The sequence below is a fragment of the Amycolatopsis coloradensis genome, assembly GCF_037997115.1.
Lineage (GTDB): Bacteria > Actinomycetota > Actinomycetes > Mycobacteriales > Pseudonocardiaceae > Amycolatopsis > Amycolatopsis coloradensis_A.
This window is the reverse complement of record NZ_CP150484.1, coordinates 8,405,153-8,424,279: the sequence shown is the minus strand read 5'-3', so window position 1 is coordinate 8,424,279 and position 19,127 is coordinate 8,405,153. Positions and strand designations below refer to the sequence as shown.

Genomic DNA, 19,127 nt, shown 5'->3' with positions numbered 1-19,127 from the left:
GGGTCAGTGCTGCAGCGGGAAGCCACCGCCGATGCCCCGCCAGGCGAGGTTGGCGGTGAGGGCGACGGCCTCTTCGCGGCTCATCGACTTGTGGTGCGCCAGCCAGAACCGCGCGCTGACCTGCGAGAGGCCCACGAGGCCGACAGCGAGCAGCCGGGCCTTGTCCTCGTCGAGGCCCGCGTCGGCGGTGATGGTCTCGGTGATCGCGTCGACGCTGGCCGACGTCGCCCGGTCCACCGCCTCCTGCACGGCGGGCTCGCCGCGCAGGTCGGACTCGAAGACCATGCGGAACGCGCCGGCGTCGTTGTTGACGAAGTCGAAGAACGCGCCGACGGTCGCCGGCACGCGCTGCTTGTTGTCCGTCGTGGAGTCGAGCGCGTCCTTGACCCGCCGTACCAGTTCGTCGACGTGGCTCTCCAGCAGCGCGATGTAGAGGTCGAGCTTGCCGGGGAAATGCTGGTAGAGGACCGGCTTGCTGACTCCGGCCTCTTCGGCGATCTCGTCCATCGCGGCGGCGTGGTATCCGTTCGCGGCGAACACCCGCTGGGCGGCGGCCAGCAGCTGGGCGCGGCGTTCCGTTCTGGGCAGGCGGACACCTCGGGCCTGCAGTCGCGCCATGTCTGTCATCGTTCCTCCAGTTCGAGGCACTCGTCTCCGCCGAGAACGCATCAGCCTTGTTCGAGGCAATCCTTACCGCCGAGAACTCATCAGCGCAGTCGAGCGGCGCTTCACAGGGCGGGGTCACCACCGCGTGAAGTGAGGTCGAGATTACTCGCCGGTACAGCCGGACCGCCAAGGGTCAGGCATCCTTGATGCTGTGTCTTCTCCAGTTTCCCGTGCCGCCGGGGGCCGTCCGCCGCTGACCCACGTGCCGCTTTCGCGCAGGTCGTTGCCGTCACTGGACCCCGCGCCGCCCCCTTGGCCCGGGGAAACAATAGGTGTCGCCGGGGTGAAATTGCACATCCGCCGGACACCGGGCGGCCCGGAGACGGCCGTCTACGTCCACGGGCTCGGCGGTTCGTCCACGAACTGGACCGACCTGGCCGCGTTGCTGGCGCCCCAAGCGGGAGGCACCTCGGTCGATTTGCCGGGTTTCGGCTATTCGGAGCCGCCCGGCAGGTTCGATTTCAGCCTCGACTCGCACGCCGAGATCGTCGCGAGCCACATCGAGAGCCTCGAAACGGGGCCGGTGCACTTGTTCGGCAACTCGATGGGCGGCGCGGTCGCGCTGCTCGTCGCGGCCCGCCGTCCGGAGCTGGTGAAGACGCTCACGCTGATCTCACCCGCGATGCCGGATCTCCGGCCCAGCATGAAACGGCTGTCCGACCCGCGGATGGCGTTCGCGTACCTGCCGCTGATCGGTCCGCGGGTGCGACGGCAGCTGGCCGCGCTCGGTCCGCGTGAACGTGCCATGCAGGTCATCAAGCTGTGCTTCGCCGATCCCAGCCGCTTCGCCGAAAGCAGGCTGGACGAGCTCGAAGAGGAGCACAGCGCTCGTGCCGCCTTCGAGTGGGCCGCCCCCGCTCTGGCACGCAGCACCTTCGGCATCTTCCGGACGTGGTCCGCCCGCGGGCCCGCGTCGCTGTGGGCGGTCGCGCCGACCGTCGACGCGCCGACACTCGTCGTGTGGGGGCAGCACGACCGGGTGATCTCCGTCCGGCGCGCCGAGCGCACCGCTCGGCTACTTCCGCACGCCCGGTTGCTGGTACTTCCCCGAACCGGCCACGTGGCGCAGATGGAACGCCCGAATGTCGTAGCGAAGGCCGTTTTGGGGATGTGGGAATCGGTCGAATCGGGCACCTGGTAGCCCATTCAGGTGGGCGGGACACGCCGCGCGAAGCGCCGGTCGCTCACAACATCACAGTTCGGTTATGGCACCCTGGTGCGCGTGGATCGGGTAAAGCAAGGCGCGCAGGGCGAAGGTCGGCGGTCTCAGTACTCCGCCTCCGCCCGTCGTCCGCCGCGCGCCCAGCCCCGGGCCACCGACGCGCCGCGCACCGGGCAGTATCGGCCGACGGCGCCGCCGTCGCAGCGGCTCGACGAGGACCGCTACCGCCCCGGTGGCCGCCGCACCAGTGCCCAGCCGCTCAGCGCCTCCTGGAAGCCGCACGAGCCCGGCGCCGCGAAGACCGCCAAACGCAAGGGCAAAGGCGGCATCGGTCAGTTCGCCAAGACCTACGGCTGGCGCGTGTACGCGCTGCCGATCCTCGTGGTGATCACCGCGCTGGTCGTGTTCAACACCGCCACCGGCCCGCCCGAGCCGATCGCCACGGACGGGGCGAGTCTCGCGTCGGGCGATGGATCCGACGGTTCCGCCGGCAACGGCGGCGAGCCGGGCGCCGGTGTGGACGGGGGCGGCGACGTCCTCCCGGAGAACCCGGCCAAACCGGTCGACCTCAAGATCCCGACCGCGGACCTGCCCAAGGGCGGCCCCTTCACCGAGTCCGGCAAGGGCACCTATCACGTGGTGCCGGGCAAGGGCGAAAAGGTCGGGACGGGCCAGCTGTACACGTACACCGTCGAGGTCGAGGACGGTATCGATTCGGCCAGCTACAGCGGTGACGACAGCTTCGCCGCGATGGTGGAGGGCACCCTGTCCAATCCCAAGAGCTGGACGTGGGACGGCAAGAAGGCGCTCCAGCGCGTCGATGCGAGCTACCCGAACCCCAGCTTCCGGGTGAGCCTCACCACACCGAACACGACGCATCGCGCGGACGTCTGCATGTTCCAGATCACCTACGAGACCTCGTGTTACCGCGCGAGCTTCGACAAGCGCGTGGTGATCAACCTCGCCCGCTGGGTGCGGGGAGCGATGGCCTTCGAGAGCGATATGACCGGGTATCGCCAGTACGCCATCAATCACGAAGTCGGGCATGCCCTCGGCGGAAAGCATGTGGGCTGCAAGGAGAACGGCGGGATCGCGCCGGTGATGATGCAGCAGACGTTCGGCGTCTCCAACGACTTCGTGGCGCAGCTGAACAATCTCCCCGGCGGTGACCGTGGCAAGGTGCCCGCGGACGGCAAGGTCTGCAAGCCGGGCTCCTGGCCGAATCAGACACCTTAGTCCGCGCCGTCTCATCAGCTGGAATATCCCAGGGTCTGGAACAGGGGAAGGCGTTCGGGCCTTTCCGTGTTGTAGATACTGGGATGCGACCCGCGATCCACGCGAGATGGAGGACCCGATGTCAGGCACGCTGCCGCCGCTCGTCGAGCCGGCCGCCGAGCTCACCAAGGAAGAGGTGGCCCGGTACAGCCGTCACCTGATCATCCCGGACGTCGGGATGACCGGGCAGAAGCGGCTGAAGAACGCCAAGGTGCTGGTCATCGGTGCCGGCGGCCTCGGCAGCCCGGCGCTGCTGTACCTCGCCGCGGCCGGGGTCGGCACGCTCGGCATCGTCGACTTCGACGAGGTCGACGAATCGAACCTGCACCGCCAGGTCATCCACGGCCAGTCCGACATCGGCAAGCTGAAGGCGGCGTCCGCGCAGGAGTCGCTCGCCGAGATCAACCCGTTCGTCAAGGTGCACCTGCACACCGACCGGCTCGAGTCGTCCAACGCGCTGGAGCTGTTCGAGCAGTACGACCTCATCCTCGACGGCACCGACAACTTCGCGACGCGCTACCTGGTCAACGACGCCGCCGTGCTCACCGGCAAGCCCTATGTGTGGGGCTCGATCTACCGGTTCGAGGGGCAGGCGAGCGTGTTCTGGGAGGACGCGCCGAACGGCAAGGGCCTCAACTACCGCGACCTCTACCCCGAGCCACCGCCGCCCGGCATGGTGCCGTCGTGCGCCGAGGGCGGTGTGCTGGGCGTGCTGTGCGCGTCGATCGGCTCGATCATGGTGAACGAGGCGATCAAGCTGATCACCGGTATCGGTGAGCCGCTGCTGGGCAGGCTCGTCAGCTACGACGCGCTGGAGATGAAGTACCGCGAGGTCAAGATCCGCAAGGATCCGGAGACCCCGAAGATCACCGAGCTCATCGACTACGAAGCGTTCTGTGGTGTTGTGTCCGACGAAGCCGCTTCGGCCGCTTCGGGGCACACGATCACTCCGGCGGAGCTCAAGGCCAAGTTCGACAACGGCGACAACTTCGCCCTCATCGACGTCCGCGAGCCGCACGAGTACGAGATCGTGAACATCAAGGGCGCGACGCTGATCCCGAAGGACAAGATCCTCTCGGGTGAGGCGCTGGCGGAACTGCCGCAGGACAAGCCGATCGTGCTGCACTGCAAGTCGGGTGCGCGTTCGGCGGAGGCGCTCGCGGCGCTGCACAAGGCCGGGTTCAAGGACGCGACCCACCTCGGGGGCGGCGTGCTGGCCTGGGCGCGGCAGATCGACCAGAGCCTGCCGACTTACTGAGCTTCAGTCCGCTGACCAGCGGAAAGAGAGCAAGGGACCTTTGCTGGCGTTAGTTAGTGCGCTAACGAACGCTAGCAAAGGTCCCTTGCTCTCTTGGCGGCTTGGCGGTGCCGTGAAGGCCTCCTTGCCTACTCTGAAGGTAGTGAAGGAGGCCTTCACGGACTCTGGGGCCCTGAAGGGGCCCCTCACGGATCCGCAGGCACCGAGGCGATAGCAAAGGTCCCTTGCTCCCCTCAATAGCCGACGGACCGGCCCACGAAGATCGCCCGGACGAACGTCGCGAACCCCGCGACGACGTCCGTCCGGTTCCCGCGGGGTGACTTCGGCACGGCGGCGATGATCTCGGCGTCGGTCAGCGGATGGGTCTTCCCGGCCAGTTCGCGGAGTTCCTCGGGCTTCCAGTTGTGGTTCCCCGCGAGGTGCACCGACAGGGCACCGCGCCGCTGGATGAACTCGATCCGGTCCGCGTTCCGCCGGATGAACTCGCCTTCGCCGACTTGGGCGCACGTCGCGTTCTCGAGGCGCCAAGCGGTCTTCACCGACGTCTCGCAGCTCTCGACGGCGTCGGTCGCGAAGGTCCAGACGGGCGAGATCCACAGCTGAGGCGCGTACTCGACGATCAGCGACCCGGAGTCTTCGGTCGTCTTGGTCGGGAGCCGCTGCGGGCCGAGATCCGCCGCGAGGGTGCGGTCGTGCGGGACGCCGGTCGAGGCGAGGCGCCGTGCGGGGGTGTCCAGAGGCAGCGACGCGGGGACGGCGATCCCGCCCGCGACCAGGGCGGCCAGAAGGACACCCGCGCCTATCCGCACCCGGAGATCACGGGTGAACAGTCCCGCGACGAGCAGCACCGGCACTCCGAGGAACGGCACGGCGAACCAGGGATCGAACGCCTCCGCCACCTCCAGGACGAAGATCGCGCCGAAAACACCGCAAATCCCGGTCGCGAAGGCCCACGCCAGCCGCGGCCAAGGGTTCGCGACGGACGGAAACGCCTCCGGTGCCGCGAAACCGATGAGGTAGACCACGCCGATCGCCACGAGTGGCACCGGCAACGCGATCCAGGGAATGTGCAGGAACGCGGCGAGCGGGAGCAACAAGCCCACGGTGAGCGCTCCCAGAGTGCCGAGCAGCCACAGTGAGCCGAGCGCGAGCGCGGCGAGTTGCCCGTCGGTGAGTCGGCGCTGCGCCGTTCGGGGGACCACGGTCGAAGAATGGCAGGTCAGAAGCGATCCTGTCTTGAGTATCGCTACTCAAGACCAGCGCGTCTTCTCGTTCGTGGCGCGGAAGACGGGGTAACGTGCCGAGCCGTGCGTGCCACCCTTGAAAGCCCTCCGGAACACGTCTGTTCGGCGTTCGGCGGACGTACCGGTGACGCGGAACCGCTGCCCGGCACCACCGCCTGGCGCTACAACGATCTCGTGCTCAAACCCGTCGTCGACAAGTCGCGGACCCTGTGGACGGCCAGGGCGCTGGAAGCCGTCGACGAGCCGGGGCTGCGGGTCGCGAAGCCCGTCCGGTCCAGCGACGGCCGATGGATCGTCGGCGGCTGGTCGGCGAACCGGTTCGTGTCCGGCACGGCCGAGCACCGGTACGACGAGGTCGTGCACGCGGCGGTCAAACTGCATCGCGCGACGGCCGGGCTGCCGAGGCCGGATTTCCTGGGACGGCGCACCGATATCGAGGCACTGGCCGACAAACTCGCTTGGGGCGAGGCGGAAACGTCCCTCGACGAGAACAAGGGCGGCCGCTGGTTCGAGGTGCTGGCCGGCTCGCGAAGACCCGTCAAACTGCCGGACCAGGTCGTCCACGGGGAGCTCCTCGCCGGCGTGCTGTTCGACGGTGACGCGGCCCCCGGCATCGTCGATTTCGTGCCGTACTACCGGCCGGGTGAATGGGGCGCCGCGATCGTCGCGGTCGACGCGCTGGCCTGGGGCGGCGCCACCATCGATCTCCTCGAACGCTGGGCGCATCTGCCCGAATGGCCTCAGCTTCTCCTGCGGGCGGTCCTCTTCCGCCTGGCCGCCAACGCCCTCGACCCGCGGTCGACCCGGGCGGCGCACGACGGACTCCGTGCCGCCGCCCGGGACGTGAGCGCCGTGCTGTAGGTCACTCGGTGCGCAGGTTCTCCGTCTTCGCCGCCGCGCGCACGGTCGGCACCGTCGACGCCGTCACCAGCAGCACCACCGCGATCGCCGCCGCGGCGAGCATCCCGACCGCGGACCAGTCGACGTACAGCCCGTCCCAGAACAGCCGCCTGCCCAGCGCGGCGACGGCGATCCCGGTCGCCGTCGCGACCACGATGCCCAGCAGCAGCGGAATCCCGTTCTGCCACAACAGGGACCGGACGATCACCCGCACCGGCACGCCGGTGGCGGACAGGGCCCCGAGCGCCCGGCGTCGTTCCCGGATCTGTTCCTGGGCGAGCACCAGCAGACTCACCCCAGCCAGCAGCAGGACCAACAACGCGCCGCCGAGCAGGATGTTCCGTGCGTCGTCGTACATCCGGGCCTCGTCGGAGGCCCGCTTTTCGTTGGAGGACGCCACGGCGACCTGCCCGCTGTACGGCGCCACCGAGTTCCGCACCAGTTCGACGAAGTCCGGTCCCCCGGTCGTCCCACGCAGGCTCACCGTGACCGGCGCGGCGGCCAGGTTGACACCCGCCATCGCGGCGGGCGTCGCGAGCACGTGCGGCTGGAGCTGCTCGACGAGCGCCGACGGCTTCACGTCGAGCGGGCGGGGCGTGGCCGGAACGGTCCAGGGCCGCTCCCGCTTGTCGTTGTCGGTGAGCTTCACCGACTGTCCTTTGTGGAGAGAGGCCGGATCGGCGAACACGTCACCGTCGCGGCATCCGGTCGCGGTGGTGACCGCTTCGATCGTGGCGCAGTCGGCGACGGCGAACGAGACAAGCGCGCTGTCCACGCGGTCCGCGTCGACGAGCATCGAGCGCATGGCCTGGAAATCGGCCGCACCGGGCACCGCCCGGACCGCGGAGATCGCCTGGTCGGCCACCGAGCCGTCGGCATGGACGGTGATCCGATCATCGGTCCTCTCCTGGTAGACGGCCGCCGACGACACCTGGCCCGCCAACAGGCTCTGCAGCGCGATCACCCCGGCGAGCACCACGCAGAGACCCGCGACCACCCGAGCCGGGGTCCCGCTGTCGTTCCGCAGACGGCGGATCGCGAGCTGGAACGACGGCGGCCCGCCCTTGATCCGGGCGACGACGCGCTCCAGCAGCCACGGCAGCACCGCGGGTATCCCGAGCATCAGCAGCACGGCACCGGCGATCAGCGCCGTGCGGCCGAGTTCGCTGGCGACGCCGAAATCCGGTGCTATAAGGGCGATTCCGACAACGATCGGCAGCAGCCGCCACCACAAGTGCCGCTTCGGCGGCACGCTTTCACGGACGACGCCGAGCGGTTCGACGACCGTGTGCCGCTGGGCAGCCCAAGTCGCCGCCACGGTCAGGGCGGGGACCACGAGCACGATCAGCACCACCAGCGGCCACGGCGGCGTCAGGTCCTTCGGGTACACCCCGAACCGGAACACCTGGAAGTCCGCCACCGCGCCGCGGAAGAGCAGGAACGCCGCGGCACCGGCGACCAGCCCGGCCACGGCGCCCACGAGGGATTCCGCCGCGGTGATCCGGTGCAGCTGCTTGAGGGACGAGCCCGCCAGCCGCAGCGCGGCGAGCCGCCGGTCGCGGGCCGCACCGCCGAGCCGGGAGATCGTCCCGACGAAGATGAACACCGGCGTGAGCAGGACGAAGAGGCCGATCAGCAGCAGCGAGAGGATTCCCCGTTCGAACGGTGTTTCGTAGCCGGGAGCGAAACCGAAGGCATAGATCGCGACGCCGTTCCGCGGATTGCCCGTGCCGGCATAGACGACGAGATCATTCGGATTGAGCACGGCTTCCGCGTCGATGATCCCGATCGGCTTGCCGGGCAGGCGGGGCCGCAACAGGCCACTGGTGTCGGCCGCGACGAGTTCTTCGAGCTTCGGCGAAAGGAAGACCTCTCCCGGCGCGGGCAGCCGGTCCACCCCCGGCGGGATCGGTGAGTTCGGCCCGGTGCCCTGAAGGTGAACGAGCGAGATCGCCTGACCGCGGAAGTCGGTCGTCGTCGTGTGATAGTTCAGCGGTGCGACACCCGGGATCTGTTCGTACCGCGGCGAGGCGGCGTGCGCCCGCTGGTCGCGGTTCTCCTTGACGGTGCCCGCGGAGGCGCCGATCAGGAGGACCGCCACCGCGAGCCCGATGCCGACAGTGCTCAGGACGAGCCTGACGATCGAGCCCCGGCCGCCCCCGACGGCCAGCCGGAACCCCAGCATCAGGTCTTCGCGCCCGGTCATCGGGTGACCACCGGTTCGCGTGTCCGGCCGTCTCGCACGATGACCTCCCGGTCGGAGTAGGCGGCCACCCTCGGTTCGTGGGTGACCAGGACGACGGCGGCGTCGGTCTGCTTCGCCGTCTCGGACAGCAGGCGCATGACCAGCTCGCCGCTGAGCGTGTCCAGCGCGCCGGTCGGTTCGTCGGCGAAGACCACCGACGGTTCGGTGACCAGCGCCCTGGCCATGGCGACCCGCTGGCTCTGCCCGCCCGAAACCTGGCCGGGTGTGCTGTCGTCGGTGTCGCCGACCGCCAGCCGGTCGAGCCAGGTCCGCGCGATCCGCTCGGCGGGGCGGCGCTTCATCCCGCCCAGGCGCAGCGGCAGCGCGACGTTCTCCAGGCAGGTCAGCTCCGGGACGAGCTGGCCGAACTGGAAGACGAAGCCGAATTCGGTGCGCCGCAAGGCGCTGCGTTCGGTGTCGGACATGCTCGCGAGGTCTCGCCCGCGGAACAGCACCTGACCCGCGTCCGGCCGCACGATTCCGGACAGGCAGTGCAGCAGTGTCGACTTCCCGGAGCCGGAGGGACCCATGACCGCGACGATCTCGCCGGCTTCGAGCGTCAGCCCCGCCCCGGCGAGCGCCTGATTCGGGCCGAAGGCCTTGTGCAGGCCGAGCCCATGTAACAACGGTGTTTCCACTGTGTGGTCCCCAGATCAGCGCGCCAGCTGGCGCGCGAGGTCGTCGAGGCGGGCGGCGGTGAGTTCCAGCCACCGCAGATCCGCTTCCAGGTGGAAGAGCGCGTGGTCGCAGATCAGCTGGTCGGCGAGGTCGCCGTCGGTCTTGCGGGCGGTGAGCTCGCGCATGGCGCGCAGGTGGGAGCTCCGCTGGGCGTCGAGCAGGTCCTGCGCGCCGCGGCCGGACAGCAGCGCGAGCACGACCTTGGTGTAGAGCGTGTTCTGCAGGTAGACCGAAGGACTTTCCGGGCTTTTCAGCCATTCCTCGACGTTGGTGACGCCCGCCTCGGTGATCGCGTACCGCTTCCGGTCCGGGCCGCCGCCCGCCTCGACGCCGTTCTCCTCGACCAGGCCGTTCTTCAGGAGCCGGTTCAGCGTCGAGTAGACCTGCCCGTAGTGCAGCGGACGGTCTTGGCGGAACTGCTTGTCGTAAAGCTGTTTGAGGTCGTAGCCGTGCTTCGGGCCGGCTTCGAGCAGGCCGAGCAACGTGTTCCCGATGGACATGCCGGCGACTATACACAGTGTCTATACATCGTGTGCATAGTTGCTGAAGGGGACTTTCCCCGCATGCGACGCAGCGAAGGGAGCCTTCATCGCGTCGCATGCGGTGAAGGTCCCCTTCGCCGCGTGGGAGCTGGAGTGATTCCCCAGCTCGGGTCGATTTCAGGCTCGTGAGTGGCAGCGCTCAGGTACTTCCGGCAGGCGAACGCGGCAGGCCCGACCTCACGGTGTGACGTCCATCGGCGGCGGGCAATGTCAAACGCCTGAAACATTCAGGAGTTTTCAGGTAACACGGCCTACCTACCTTCAAGCGCTATCGACGCCTGGAGGAGGTGCCCGTGCCGCTCGCCGCCCCCACCGCGACCGCGGTGGACACGCACTGCCCGTACTGCGCCCTGCAGTGCGGGATGAGCCTCGACGGCGCCCGGGTCGCCCCGCGTGACTTCCCGGTCAACGCCGGCGGCCTGTGCCAGAAAGGCTGGACGTCGGGGGAGCTCCTCACCTCGCCGTCCCGCCTGACGACACCACTGATCAGGGTCGACGGTGAACTCCGGCCCGCGACCTGGACCCAAGCCCTCGACCTCGTCGCGAAGCGGCTCACCGAGATCCGCGCGGCCAAGGGTGCCGACTCGGTCGCCGTCTTCGGCGGCGGCGGGCTGACCAACGAGAAGGCGTACCTGCTGGGGAAGTTCGCGCGGATCGCGCTGGGCACCTCGCAGATCGACTACAACGGCCGGTTCTGCATGTCGTCGGCGGCGGCCGCCGGGATCAAGGCGTTCGGCGCCGACCGCGGGATGCCGTTCCCGGTCACGGATCTCGCCGACGCCGACGCGGTCCTGCTGATCGGCGCGAATCCCGCCGAGACGATGCCGCCGTTCACCCAGCATCTGCGGGGCGCGGACCTGATCGTCGTCGACCCGCGCCGCACGCCGACCGCCGAGCTGGCCGGACTGCACTTGCAGCCCGCGCCGGGAACCGATCTCGTGCTGGCGCAGGGCATCTTGCACGCCGTCGTCGCCGATGGCCTGCTCGACAAGTCCTATGTGGTCTCGAGGACGAACGGCTTCGAAGAGCTGTGGCGGTCGGCCGCGGCGTGGTGGCCGGAGCGTGTCGAGCAGGTCACGGGGGTCTCCGCCGCGGACCAGCGTCGCGTCGCCGCCAAGCTCGCCGCGGCCCGGAACGCCTACATCCTCACCGCGCGCGGCACCGAGCAGCACGCCAACGGCACCGCGATGGTCAACGCCTGGATCAACCTCTCGCTCGCTCTCGGACTGCCGGGGCGCAAGGGTTCCGGCTTCGGCTGCCTGACCGGGCAGGGCAACGGACAGGGCGGGCGCGAGCACGGGCAGAAGGCCGACCAGCTGCCCGGCTACCGCAAGATCGACGACCCCGCCGCCCGCGAGTACGTCGCCGGGGTGTGGGGTGTGCCGCCGGAATCCCTGCCGGGGCCGGGCCGTTCGGCGGTCGAACTGCTGGAGGCGCTCGGCACCGAAGACGGGCCGAGCGCGCTGATGGTGTTCGGCAGCAACCTCGTCGTTTCCGCGCCCGGTGCCGGGAACATCCAGGACAAGGTGTCCTCTTTGGACTTCCTGGTGGTCTCGGACCTCGTCCTGTCGGAGACGGCGGCGATGGCCGACGTCGTCCTGCCGGTCACGCAGTGGGCCGAGGAGGACGGCACGATGACCAACCTCGAAGGCCGGATCCTCCTGCGCCGCAAGGCGATCGACCCGCCCCCCGGCGCGAAGACCGATCTCTGCGTGCTTTCCGAACTCGCCCGCCGGTTCGGCCAGCCCGACGGGCGGTTCCCGACGGACGCCGAGACCGTCTTCACCGAGCTCCGCCAGGCGTCCAAGGGCGGTGTCGCCGACTACTCGGGCATCACCTACGACCGGCTCCGGGACGGCGAGGCCCTCTACTGGCCCGTCCCGGCGGAATCGCATCCCGGCACGCCGCGGATGTTCCTCGACCGCTTCGCCCATCCGGACGGCCGCGCGCGGTTCGTCCCGGTGGACCACGTCGGCCCGGCCGAGCTGCCCGACGCCGAATTCCCCTTGCAGGCCACCACCGGACGGGTCCTGCAGCACTACCAATCCGGGGCGCAGACCCGGCTGGTCAAAGAACTCAACGACGTCGTGGCGGAGGCCTTCGTGGAAGTTCATCCCGACACCGCCGCGAGGGCGGGGCTGTCCGAGGGCGACCTCGCGGTCGTGCGCTCCCGGCGCGGCGAGACCGTCGCGCGGGTCCGCTGCGTGGCGTCGCTGCGCCCCGACCTCGTGTTCCTGCCGTTCCACTTCCCCGGTGAGGGAAGGGCGAACCTGTTGACCAACCCGGCGCTCGACCCGACGAGCCGGATGCCCGAGTTCAAGGTGTGCGCGGTCGCGCTCGCCCCGGCCGAGGCCGTCGCGTGAGCCCCCGGTCGGTGGTCATCGCCGGATACGGGATGGCGGGCGCGCGGCTCGCGGACGAGATCCAGCGCCGCGATCCCGAGGGCGAGCGCGTGCGGCTCACCGTCGTCGGCGCGGAAAAGCACACCGCCTACAACCGGGTGCTGCTCTCGTCGGTGGTCGCCGGCACCATGCGGCCCGAGGCCGTCCGGCTGCACGACGACGAATGGCCGTCCCGCACCCGCGCCGACCTGCGCCGGGGTGTCTCCGCGACGTCGATCGACCGGGGCACGCGGCGGGTCCATCTCGACGACGGGTCCACTGTGGACTATGACGCGCTCGTGCTCGCCACCGGCGCGAACCCGTGGATGCCGCCGGTCGAAGGGCTCGAACCCGGCCCGGACGTCGTCGCGTTCCGCACCCTCGACGACTGCGCGCGCATTCTCGACGCCGCCAAGCTGGGCGCGCCGGTCGCGGTGCTCGGCGGCGGGCTGCTCGGTCTGGAAGCCGCGCGAGGTCTTGCCGGACGGGGGAATCTCGTCACCGTCGTGCATCCGATGCCGCACATCATGGAACGCCAGCTGGACGCGGAATCCGCGCGGGTGCTGACCAGGAAGCTCGAAGAACTCGGCGTCGCCTTCCGGCTCGGTGTCGGGGCCGCGCGTTACGTCAGCGGCGACGGGCTCAAACTCGACGACGGCACGCACGTGCCCGCCGATCTCATCGTCGTCTCCACCGGTGTCCGGCCCGAGACGAAACTGGCCGTGGAGGCAGGGCTGACTGTCGAGGGCGGCATCGTCGTCGACGATCTGCTGCGCACCAGCGACGGCCGGATCCACGCGATCGGCGACTGCGCGAAGCATCCGGGCGCGTTCGGCGGTCTCGTGCAACCCGCGTGGGAACAGGCCGCCGTGGTCGCGGATCTGGTCACCGGCACGAAATCCGCGTCACGCTATCGCGGCACCCAGGCGGTGACGCGGCTCAAGGCCCGCGGCATCGACCTCACCGCGCTCGGCGAGACGATGACCGGCGCGGACGACCCGACCGCCGAAGTGCTCACCTTCAGCGACCCGGCGGGCTGCCGCTACGGGAAGCTCGTCATCCGTGAGAACCGGGTGGCCGGCGCGATCCTGCTCGGCCTGCCCGACGCGGCCGCGACGATCACGCAGCTCTACGACCGGGGAACCCCGGTGCCCGAAGACCGGCTGGCGGTCCTTTTAGGACGCTCGTTGCCGCCCGGGTCGCCGTCGGCGGCGAGCCCGGCCGATCTGCCCGCGTCGGCGGTCATCTGCCGCTGCAACGCGGTGACCAAGGGACGGCTCGTCGAAGCGTGGCGCGGCGGCGCCACCGACGTCGCCGCCCTCGCCGGGGCGACCCGCGCGACGACCGGCTGCGGCGGCTGCAAGGACGCCGTCGGCGGGGTCGCGAAATGGCTGGCCGCCCAGTGAACCCGAACGCATCCACCAAGGAGGGCCTCATGCACGCTCGTGGAAAGCGCTGGATCGAGCACTGGGATCCGGAGAACGAGCAGTTCTGGGAGGAGACCGGGAAGAAGGTCGCCCGGCGGAACCTCTGGTTCTCCATCCTGGCCGAGCACATCGGCTTCTCCGTCTGGACACTGTGGTCGGTCATGGTCCTGTTCATGGGGCCGCAGTACGGCTTCTCCGCCGCCGACAAGTTCCTGCTGGTCTCGACCCCGACGCTGATCGGCGCGCTGATGCGGCCGCTCTACACCTTCGCGGTGGCGCGGTTCGGCGGCCGGAACTGGACGATCGTCAGCGCGATGCTGTTGCTGGCGCCCACGATCCTGGCGGCGATCGCGATGGAGCCGGGCACTTCGCTCGGCACGTTCCTGCTGATCGCCGCGCTCGGCGGGGTCGGCGGCGGGAACTTCGCGTCGTCGATGACCAACATCAACGCCTTCTACCCCGAGAAGCACAAAGGCTGGGCGCTCGGGCTCAACGCGGGCGGCGGGAACCTCGGCGTGGCGGCGATCCAGCTCATCGGGCTGCTGGTCATCGGCACCGTCGGCGCGACCGCGCCCCGGGTGGTGCTGGCGATCTACATCCCGCTCATCGTGGTCGCGGCGGTCTGCGCGTACTTCTACATGGACAACCTCGCCTCGATGAAGGGCGACACCAAGGCGATGCGCGAGGTCGTCAAGGATCCGCACACCTGGGTGATGTCGTTCCTCTACGTCGGCACTTTCGGCTCGTTCATCGGGTACAGCTTCGCCTTCGGCCTGGTGCTGCAGAACCAGTTCGGCCGCACCCCGCTGCAGGCGGCCGCGGTGACGTTCCTCGGCCCGCTGCTCGGTTCGTTCTCGCGGCCTACCGGCGGCTGGCTGGCCGACCGGATCGGCGGCGGCAAGATCACCTTCGTGACGTTCGTCGGCATGGCCGCGGCGACCGTGGTGCTGATCCTGGCCTCGACGTCGAATTCGCTGGCGCTGTTCACCGTCGCGTTCATCGTGCTGTTCGTGCTCACCGGTATCGGCAACGGCTCGACGTACAAGATGATCCCGGCGATCTTCCGCGCCAAGGCGAAGGTCGCGATCAGCGAGGGCGCGGACGAGACGCTGGAGATGCTCAAGGCCCGCAAGCTTTCCGGCGCGTTGATCGGACTGGCCGGGGCCATCGGCGCACTCGGCGGGCTCTTCATCAACCTGGCCTTCCGCCAGTCGTTCGCGGACACGAAGAGCGGGGTGCCGGCGTTCATCGCCTTCCTGGTCTTCTACGGCCTGTGCTTCGCCGTCACGTGGGCGGTGTACCTGCGCAAGCAGCAGTCGGAGGTGACGAGCGTCCGGGGTCTGGCGCTCGCCGGAGCGGAGGTCTGATGCGGAAACTCGTCGTCGCGGGACATGGCATGGTCGCGCACCGGCTCGTGGAAGCGGTGCGCGCGGAGGACAAGGCCGGCCAGTGGCAGGTCGTGGTGCTCGCCGAGGAGGCGCGCCCCGCCTACGACCGCGTCGCCTTGACGTCCTATGTGGATACCTGGGACCCCGCGTCCCTTGCCCTGGAAGGCGCGGACTACGCGGACGACCCGCTGGTCGAACTGCGGCTCGGCGACGCGGTGGTTTCGGTTGACCGGGATCGGAAGGTCGTCGTCACCGAAGCCGGATACGAGCAGCCGTACGACGCACTCGTCCTCGCGACCGGTTCGCGGCCGTTCGTCCCGCCGGTGCCGGGCCATGATCTTCCTGGCTGCTTCGTCTACCGGACGATCGAGGACCTCGACGCCATCCGGGAAGCCGCTCAGCGGCCCGGGCGCGGACGTCGTTCGGCGGTCGTCATCGGTGGCGGGCTGCTCGGTCTCGAGGCCGCGAAGGCGTTGCGGGACATGGGCCTTTCGCCGCACGTGGTCGAGATGGCGCCGCGCCTGATGCCGCTGCAGGTCGACGAGGGCGGCGGCGGCCTGCTCCGGCGGCTGATCACCGACCTCGACGTGACCGTCCACACGGGAACGTCGACCGACGCCATCGAGCCGGACGGCGAACGCTACATCGCGAAGCTCGGCAACGGCACGGAACTCGACGTCGATCTGGTCGTGTTCTCCGCCGGTATCCGGCCGCGTGACGATCTGGCGCGTTCGTCCGGGCTGGAGGTCGGCGCGCGGGGCGGGATCCTGGTCGACGACACCTGCCGGACGTCCGATCCGGCGGTGTACGCGATCGGCGAATGCGCGGCCGTGGACGGCAAGGTGTACGGCATCGTGGCGCCCGGATACGCGATGGCGGAGATCGTCGCGGCGCGGCTGACCGGTGGCGAGGGCAGCTTTCCCGAGCCGGACATGTCGACGAAGCTCAAACTGATGGGTGTCGACGTCGCCAGCTTCGGCGACGCGCACGCGGCGACCGAGGGTGCGCTGGAGGTCGCGTTCAACGACGCCGTCGCCGGGACGTACAAGAAGCTCGTCGTTTCGGACGACTCGAAGACGTTGCTCGGCGGTGTGCTCGTCGGTGACGCGAGCGAGTTCAACACGCTGCGCGCGATGGTCGGCAGGCCGCTGCCCGCCGAACCCGGCGCGATCCTCGCCCCGGCCGGTGGCGGGGCGGCGGTCGGCGTCGACGCGCTGCCCGATGCCGCGCAGATCTGTTCCTGCAACGCGGTTTCCAAGGGTGCGATCACGCACGCGATCACCGAAGAGGGCTGCGATTCGGTCGCCAAGATCAAGGGCTGCACCCGGGCGGGCACGGCCTGCGGATCCTGTGTCCCGCTGCTGGGCAAGCTGCTGACGGCGTGCGGTGTCGAACAGTCGAAGGCGTTGTGCGAGCACTTCACGCAGTCCCGCGCGGAGCTGTTCCAGATCCTCCAGGCCACGCGGATCACCACGTTCAGCGAGATGATCGACCGCTACGGCACCGGAACCGGCTGCGCCATCTGCAAACCGGCGATCGCGTCCATCCTGGCCACGCTGGGCAACGGGCATATCCTCGCCGGCGAGCAGGCGACCCTGCAGGACACCAACGACAAGTTCCTCGCGAACCTGCAGCGCAACGGGACGTACTCGGTGGTCCCGCGGATCCCCGGCGGCGAGATCACACCGGAGAAGCTCATGGTGATCGCGCAGGTGGCGATGGACTTCGGGCTGTACACCAAGATCACCGGCGGACAGCGGATCGACCTGTTCGGCGCCACCGTCGACCAGCTCCCGCTGATCTGGCGGCGGCTCGTCGACGCCGGGTTCGAGTCAGGGCACGCGTACGGGAAGTCGTTGCGCACGGTGAAGTCGTGCGTCGGTTCGACGTGGTGCCGCTACGGCGTGCAGGACAGCGTCGGGCTGGCGATCGAGCTGGAGCTGCGCTACCGCGGCCTGCGCTCGCCGCACAAGCTGAAGTCCGCCGTTTCGGGCTGTGCCCGGGAATGCGCCGAGGCGCGGAGCAAGGACTTCGGCATCATCGCCACCGACAAGGGCTGGAACCTCTATGTCGGCGGGAACGGCGGCGCGACCCCGCGGCACGCCGATCTGCTGGTGTCCGAAGTGGACACGGAGACGCTGATCCGCACGATCGACCGGTTCCTGATGTTCTACGTCCGCACGGCCGACCGCCTGCAGCGCACCGCGCCGTGGGTCGAGGAGATGGAGGGTGGCCTCGATCACCTGCGCGCGGTGATCGTCGACGACAAGCTCGGCATCTGCGAGGACCTCGACGCGGCGATGGCCAAACACGTCGGCGACTACGCCGACGAATGGCGCGGCGTGCTGGAGGACCCGGAGAAGCTGGCGAAGTTCAGCTCGTTCGTCAACGCGCCGGGCACGCCGGACCCGACGATCTCGTTCCGACGAGAACGCGACCAGAACGTACCCGTGCTGCTGGGCATCCCGGAGGTGAAACAGTGACGACCTCGATCCAGCGCACCTGGACCGCCGTCTGCGCGGCGGGAGCCGTCCCCGAATGGTCCGGTGTCGCCGCCCTGCTCGACGGCGGCGTGCAGGTGGCGATCTTCCGGCTGCCCGGCGACCGATGGTACGCACTGTCCAATATGGACCCGATCAGCGGCGCGGCGGTGCTTTCGCGGGGGATCGTCGGCGACGCGGGCGGCGTCCCCGTGGTGGCGTCGCCGGTGTACAAGGAACGTTTCGATCTGCGGACCGGAGACTGTCTCGACGCCGAAGGTGTCTCGGTCGCGGCCTATCGGGTGCGGGTCACCGATGGCGTCGTGGAGGTGGAATTCTCACCGTGACAGAAGCCCTTCCCCTGGCGGGATTCGTCATCGGGATCACGGCGGCGCGACGGGCTGACGAGCTCGGCGCGCTGTTCGTGCGTAAGGGTGCGAGCGTGCGCTACGGCCCGGCCATCCGGATCGTGCCGCTCGCCGACGACACCGAACTGCGGTCGGCGACCATGCGCCTGCTGGACGACCGGGTCGACGTCGTCGTCGCGACGACCGGGATCGGCTTCCGCGGCTGGGTCGAGGCGGCCGAGGGCTGGGGGCTGGGGGAGGAGCTGCTCGACCGGCTCGGCAAGTCGTCGCTTCTGGCGCGTGGCCCGAAGGCCAAGGGCGCGATCCGCGCGGCCGGGCTTTCGGAGGACTACTCGCCCGCCTCGGAGAGCAACGCCGAGGTGCTGAGACATCTTCTCGATTCCGGTGTGGACGGTCAGCGGATCGCGGTGCAGCTGCACGGCGAACCGCTTCCGTACTTCGTGGACAGTCTGCGCGCCGCGGGCGCCGAGGTGATCGAGGTGCCGGTGTACCGCTGGGTCGGCCCGGCCGACCCCGGCCCACTGGACCGGCTGCTCGACGGCGTTCTCGACGGTTCGGTGGACGCGTTGCCGTTCACCAGCGCGCCCGCCGTCGCGTCCATGCTGGCGGTCGCGAAACGGACCGGACGGTTGCCGGGAATCGTGCGGGCACTGGAGAAACGGGTCGTGGCGGCCTGTGTCGGGCCGATCACGGCGGCGCCGTTGGCCGCGCTCGGGATCCCGACGGTGCAGCCCACCCGGTCGCGGATCGGGGCGCTGGCGCGGACGGTGTCCGACGCGCTCGAATCCCGTTCGCCGCGGCTGACCGCGGGCGGCCGGAGCATCGAACTGCGGGGGCAGGCGGCGCTGGTCGACGGGCAGTGGTGTGACATCGCGCCCGCGCCGATGGCCATGCTGCGGGTGCTGGCGGAATCGCCGGGGCGGGTGTTCTCCCGGCGGGAACTGGTCGCCGCCTTGCCCGATGGCGGCGAGGAACACGCCGTCGAGACCGCCATCGGACGCCTGCGGAGCTCTTTGGGCACGCCGAAACTGGTCCAGACGGTGGTGAAACGCGGCTACCGGCTGGCCGTCGACCCCTGACGCCCGCATTTCGTCCTCGGAATGCGGGAGGTGG

The 19,127-nt window shown here is 69.6% G+C and carries 15 protein-coding genes; 10 read left to right on the top strand and 5 right to left on the bottom strand.

What is annotated here, in order from left to right:
• Positions 1-3: 3 nt before the first annotated feature.
• On the bottom strand, positions 4-627 hold the full coding sequence (locus tag LCL61_RS39270) for a TetR/AcrR family transcriptional regulator (protein ID WP_125680286.1): 624 nt from the start codon (positions 625-627) through the stop codon (positions 4-6).
• A 322-nt stretch (positions 628-949) separates the two neighbouring features.
• Between LCL61_RS39270 and LCL61_RS39265 the strand changes: the two genes are divergently transcribed.
• The 3 genes from LCL61_RS39265 (at position 950) to moeZ (ending at position 4,361) form a co-directional block, all read left to right on the top strand.
• Positions 950-1,807, top strand: coding sequence for an alpha/beta hydrolase (locus tag LCL61_RS39265; protein WP_340684420.1), 858 nt, complete (start codon positions 950-952; stop codon positions 1,805-1,807).
• Between the two features lie 81 nt (positions 1,808-1,888).
• Complete coding sequence (locus LCL61_RS39260; protein WP_340684419.1) at positions 1,889-3,064, top strand: DUF3152 domain-containing protein; 1,176 nt, start codon at positions 1,889-1,891, stop codon at positions 3,062-3,064.
• 118 nt (positions 3,065-3,182) lie between these two features.
• Positions 3,183-4,361: an adenylyltransferase/sulfurtransferase MoeZ gene (gene moeZ, locus LCL61_RS39255; RefSeq protein WP_034313402.1), complete on the top strand. Its 1,179-nt coding sequence runs from the start codon at positions 3,183-3,185 to the stop codon at positions 4,359-4,361.
• Positions 4,362-4,594: 233 nt separating this feature from the next.
• On the opposite strand, the gene LCL61_RS39250 is transcribed toward moeZ, so the two are convergent.
• A complete protein-coding gene (locus LCL61_RS39250) occupies positions 4,595-5,563 on the bottom strand; it encodes a hypothetical protein (RefSeq protein WP_340684418.1) in 969 nt (322 codons plus the stop codon).
• A 105-nt stretch (positions 5,564-5,668) separates the two neighbouring features.
• On the opposite strand from LCL61_RS39250, the gene LCL61_RS39245 reads away from it, so the two are divergent.
• A complete protein-coding gene (locus tag LCL61_RS39245) occupies positions 5,669-6,466 on the top strand; it encodes a TIGR02569 family protein (protein WP_340684417.1) in 798 nt (265 codons plus the stop codon).
• Between the two features lies 1 nt (position 6,467).
• Here LCL61_RS39245 and LCL61_RS39240 read toward each other — a convergent pair whose 3' ends face one another.
• Genes LCL61_RS39240 through LCL61_RS39230 form a run of 3 tightly spaced genes read right to left on the bottom strand, consistent with a single transcriptional unit; the run spans position 6,468 to position 9,928 of the window.
• Entirely contained in the window at positions 6,468-8,711 is a 2,244-nt protein-coding gene (locus LCL61_RS39240; protein WP_340684416.1) for an FtsX-like permease family protein, read from the bottom strand.
• Entirely contained in the window at positions 8,708-9,388 is a 681-nt protein-coding gene (locus LCL61_RS39235) for an ABC transporter ATP-binding protein (protein WP_340684415.1), read from the bottom strand. Before LCL61_RS39235 ends, LCL61_RS39240 begins: the two co-directional genes overlap by 4 nt.
• A 15-nt stretch (positions 9,389-9,403) precedes the next feature.
• Positions 9,404-9,928 (bottom strand): PadR family transcriptional regulator, encoded by a 525-nt coding sequence (locus tag LCL61_RS39230; RefSeq protein WP_125680292.1) that lies wholly within the window; start codon positions 9,926-9,928, stop codon positions 9,404-9,406.
• Positions 9,929-10,263: 335 nt separating this feature from the next.
• On the opposite strand from LCL61_RS39230, the gene LCL61_RS39225 reads away from it, so the two are divergent.
• Genes LCL61_RS39225 through LCL61_RS39200 form a run of 6 tightly spaced genes read left to right on the top strand, consistent with a single transcriptional unit; the run spans position 10,264 to position 19,093 of the window.
• Complete coding sequence (locus LCL61_RS39225; RefSeq protein ID WP_340684414.1) at positions 10,264-12,333, top strand: molybdopterin oxidoreductase family protein; 2,070 nt, start codon at positions 10,264-10,266, stop codon at positions 12,331-12,333.
• Positions 12,330-13,757 carry an FAD-dependent oxidoreductase gene (locus LCL61_RS39220; protein ID WP_340684413.1) on the top strand — a complete coding sequence of 476 codons (1,428 nt, stop codon included), beginning with the start codon at positions 12,330-12,332 and terminating at the stop codon, positions 13,755-13,757. The genes LCL61_RS39225 and LCL61_RS39220 overlap by 4 nt, the downstream gene beginning before the upstream one ends.
• Before the next feature lie 29 nt (positions 13,758-13,786).
• Positions 13,787-15,145 carry a nitrate/nitrite transporter gene (locus LCL61_RS39215; protein ID WP_340684412.1) on the top strand — a complete coding sequence of 453 codons (1,359 nt, stop codon included), beginning with the start codon at positions 13,787-13,789 and terminating at the stop codon, positions 15,143-15,145.
• Positions 15,145-17,649 carry a nitrite reductase large subunit NirB gene (nirB, locus tag LCL61_RS39210; protein WP_340684411.1) on the top strand — a complete coding sequence of 835 codons (2,505 nt, stop codon included), beginning with the start codon at positions 15,145-15,147 and terminating at the stop codon, positions 17,647-17,649. Before LCL61_RS39215 ends, nirB begins: the two co-directional genes overlap by 1 nt.
• Positions 17,646-17,993, top strand: a complete 348-nt coding sequence (nirD, locus tag LCL61_RS39205) for a nitrite reductase small subunit NirD (RefSeq protein ID WP_340684410.1) — start codon at positions 17,646-17,648, stop codon at positions 17,991-17,993. The genes nirB and nirD overlap by 4 nt, the downstream gene beginning before the upstream one ends.
• Positions 17,990-19,093, top strand: coding sequence for a uroporphyrinogen-III synthase (locus LCL61_RS39200; RefSeq protein ID WP_340684409.1), 1,104 nt, complete (start codon positions 17,990-17,992; stop codon positions 19,091-19,093). Before nirD ends, LCL61_RS39200 begins: the two co-directional genes overlap by 4 nt.
• Positions 19,094-19,127: the final 34 nt, after the last annotated feature.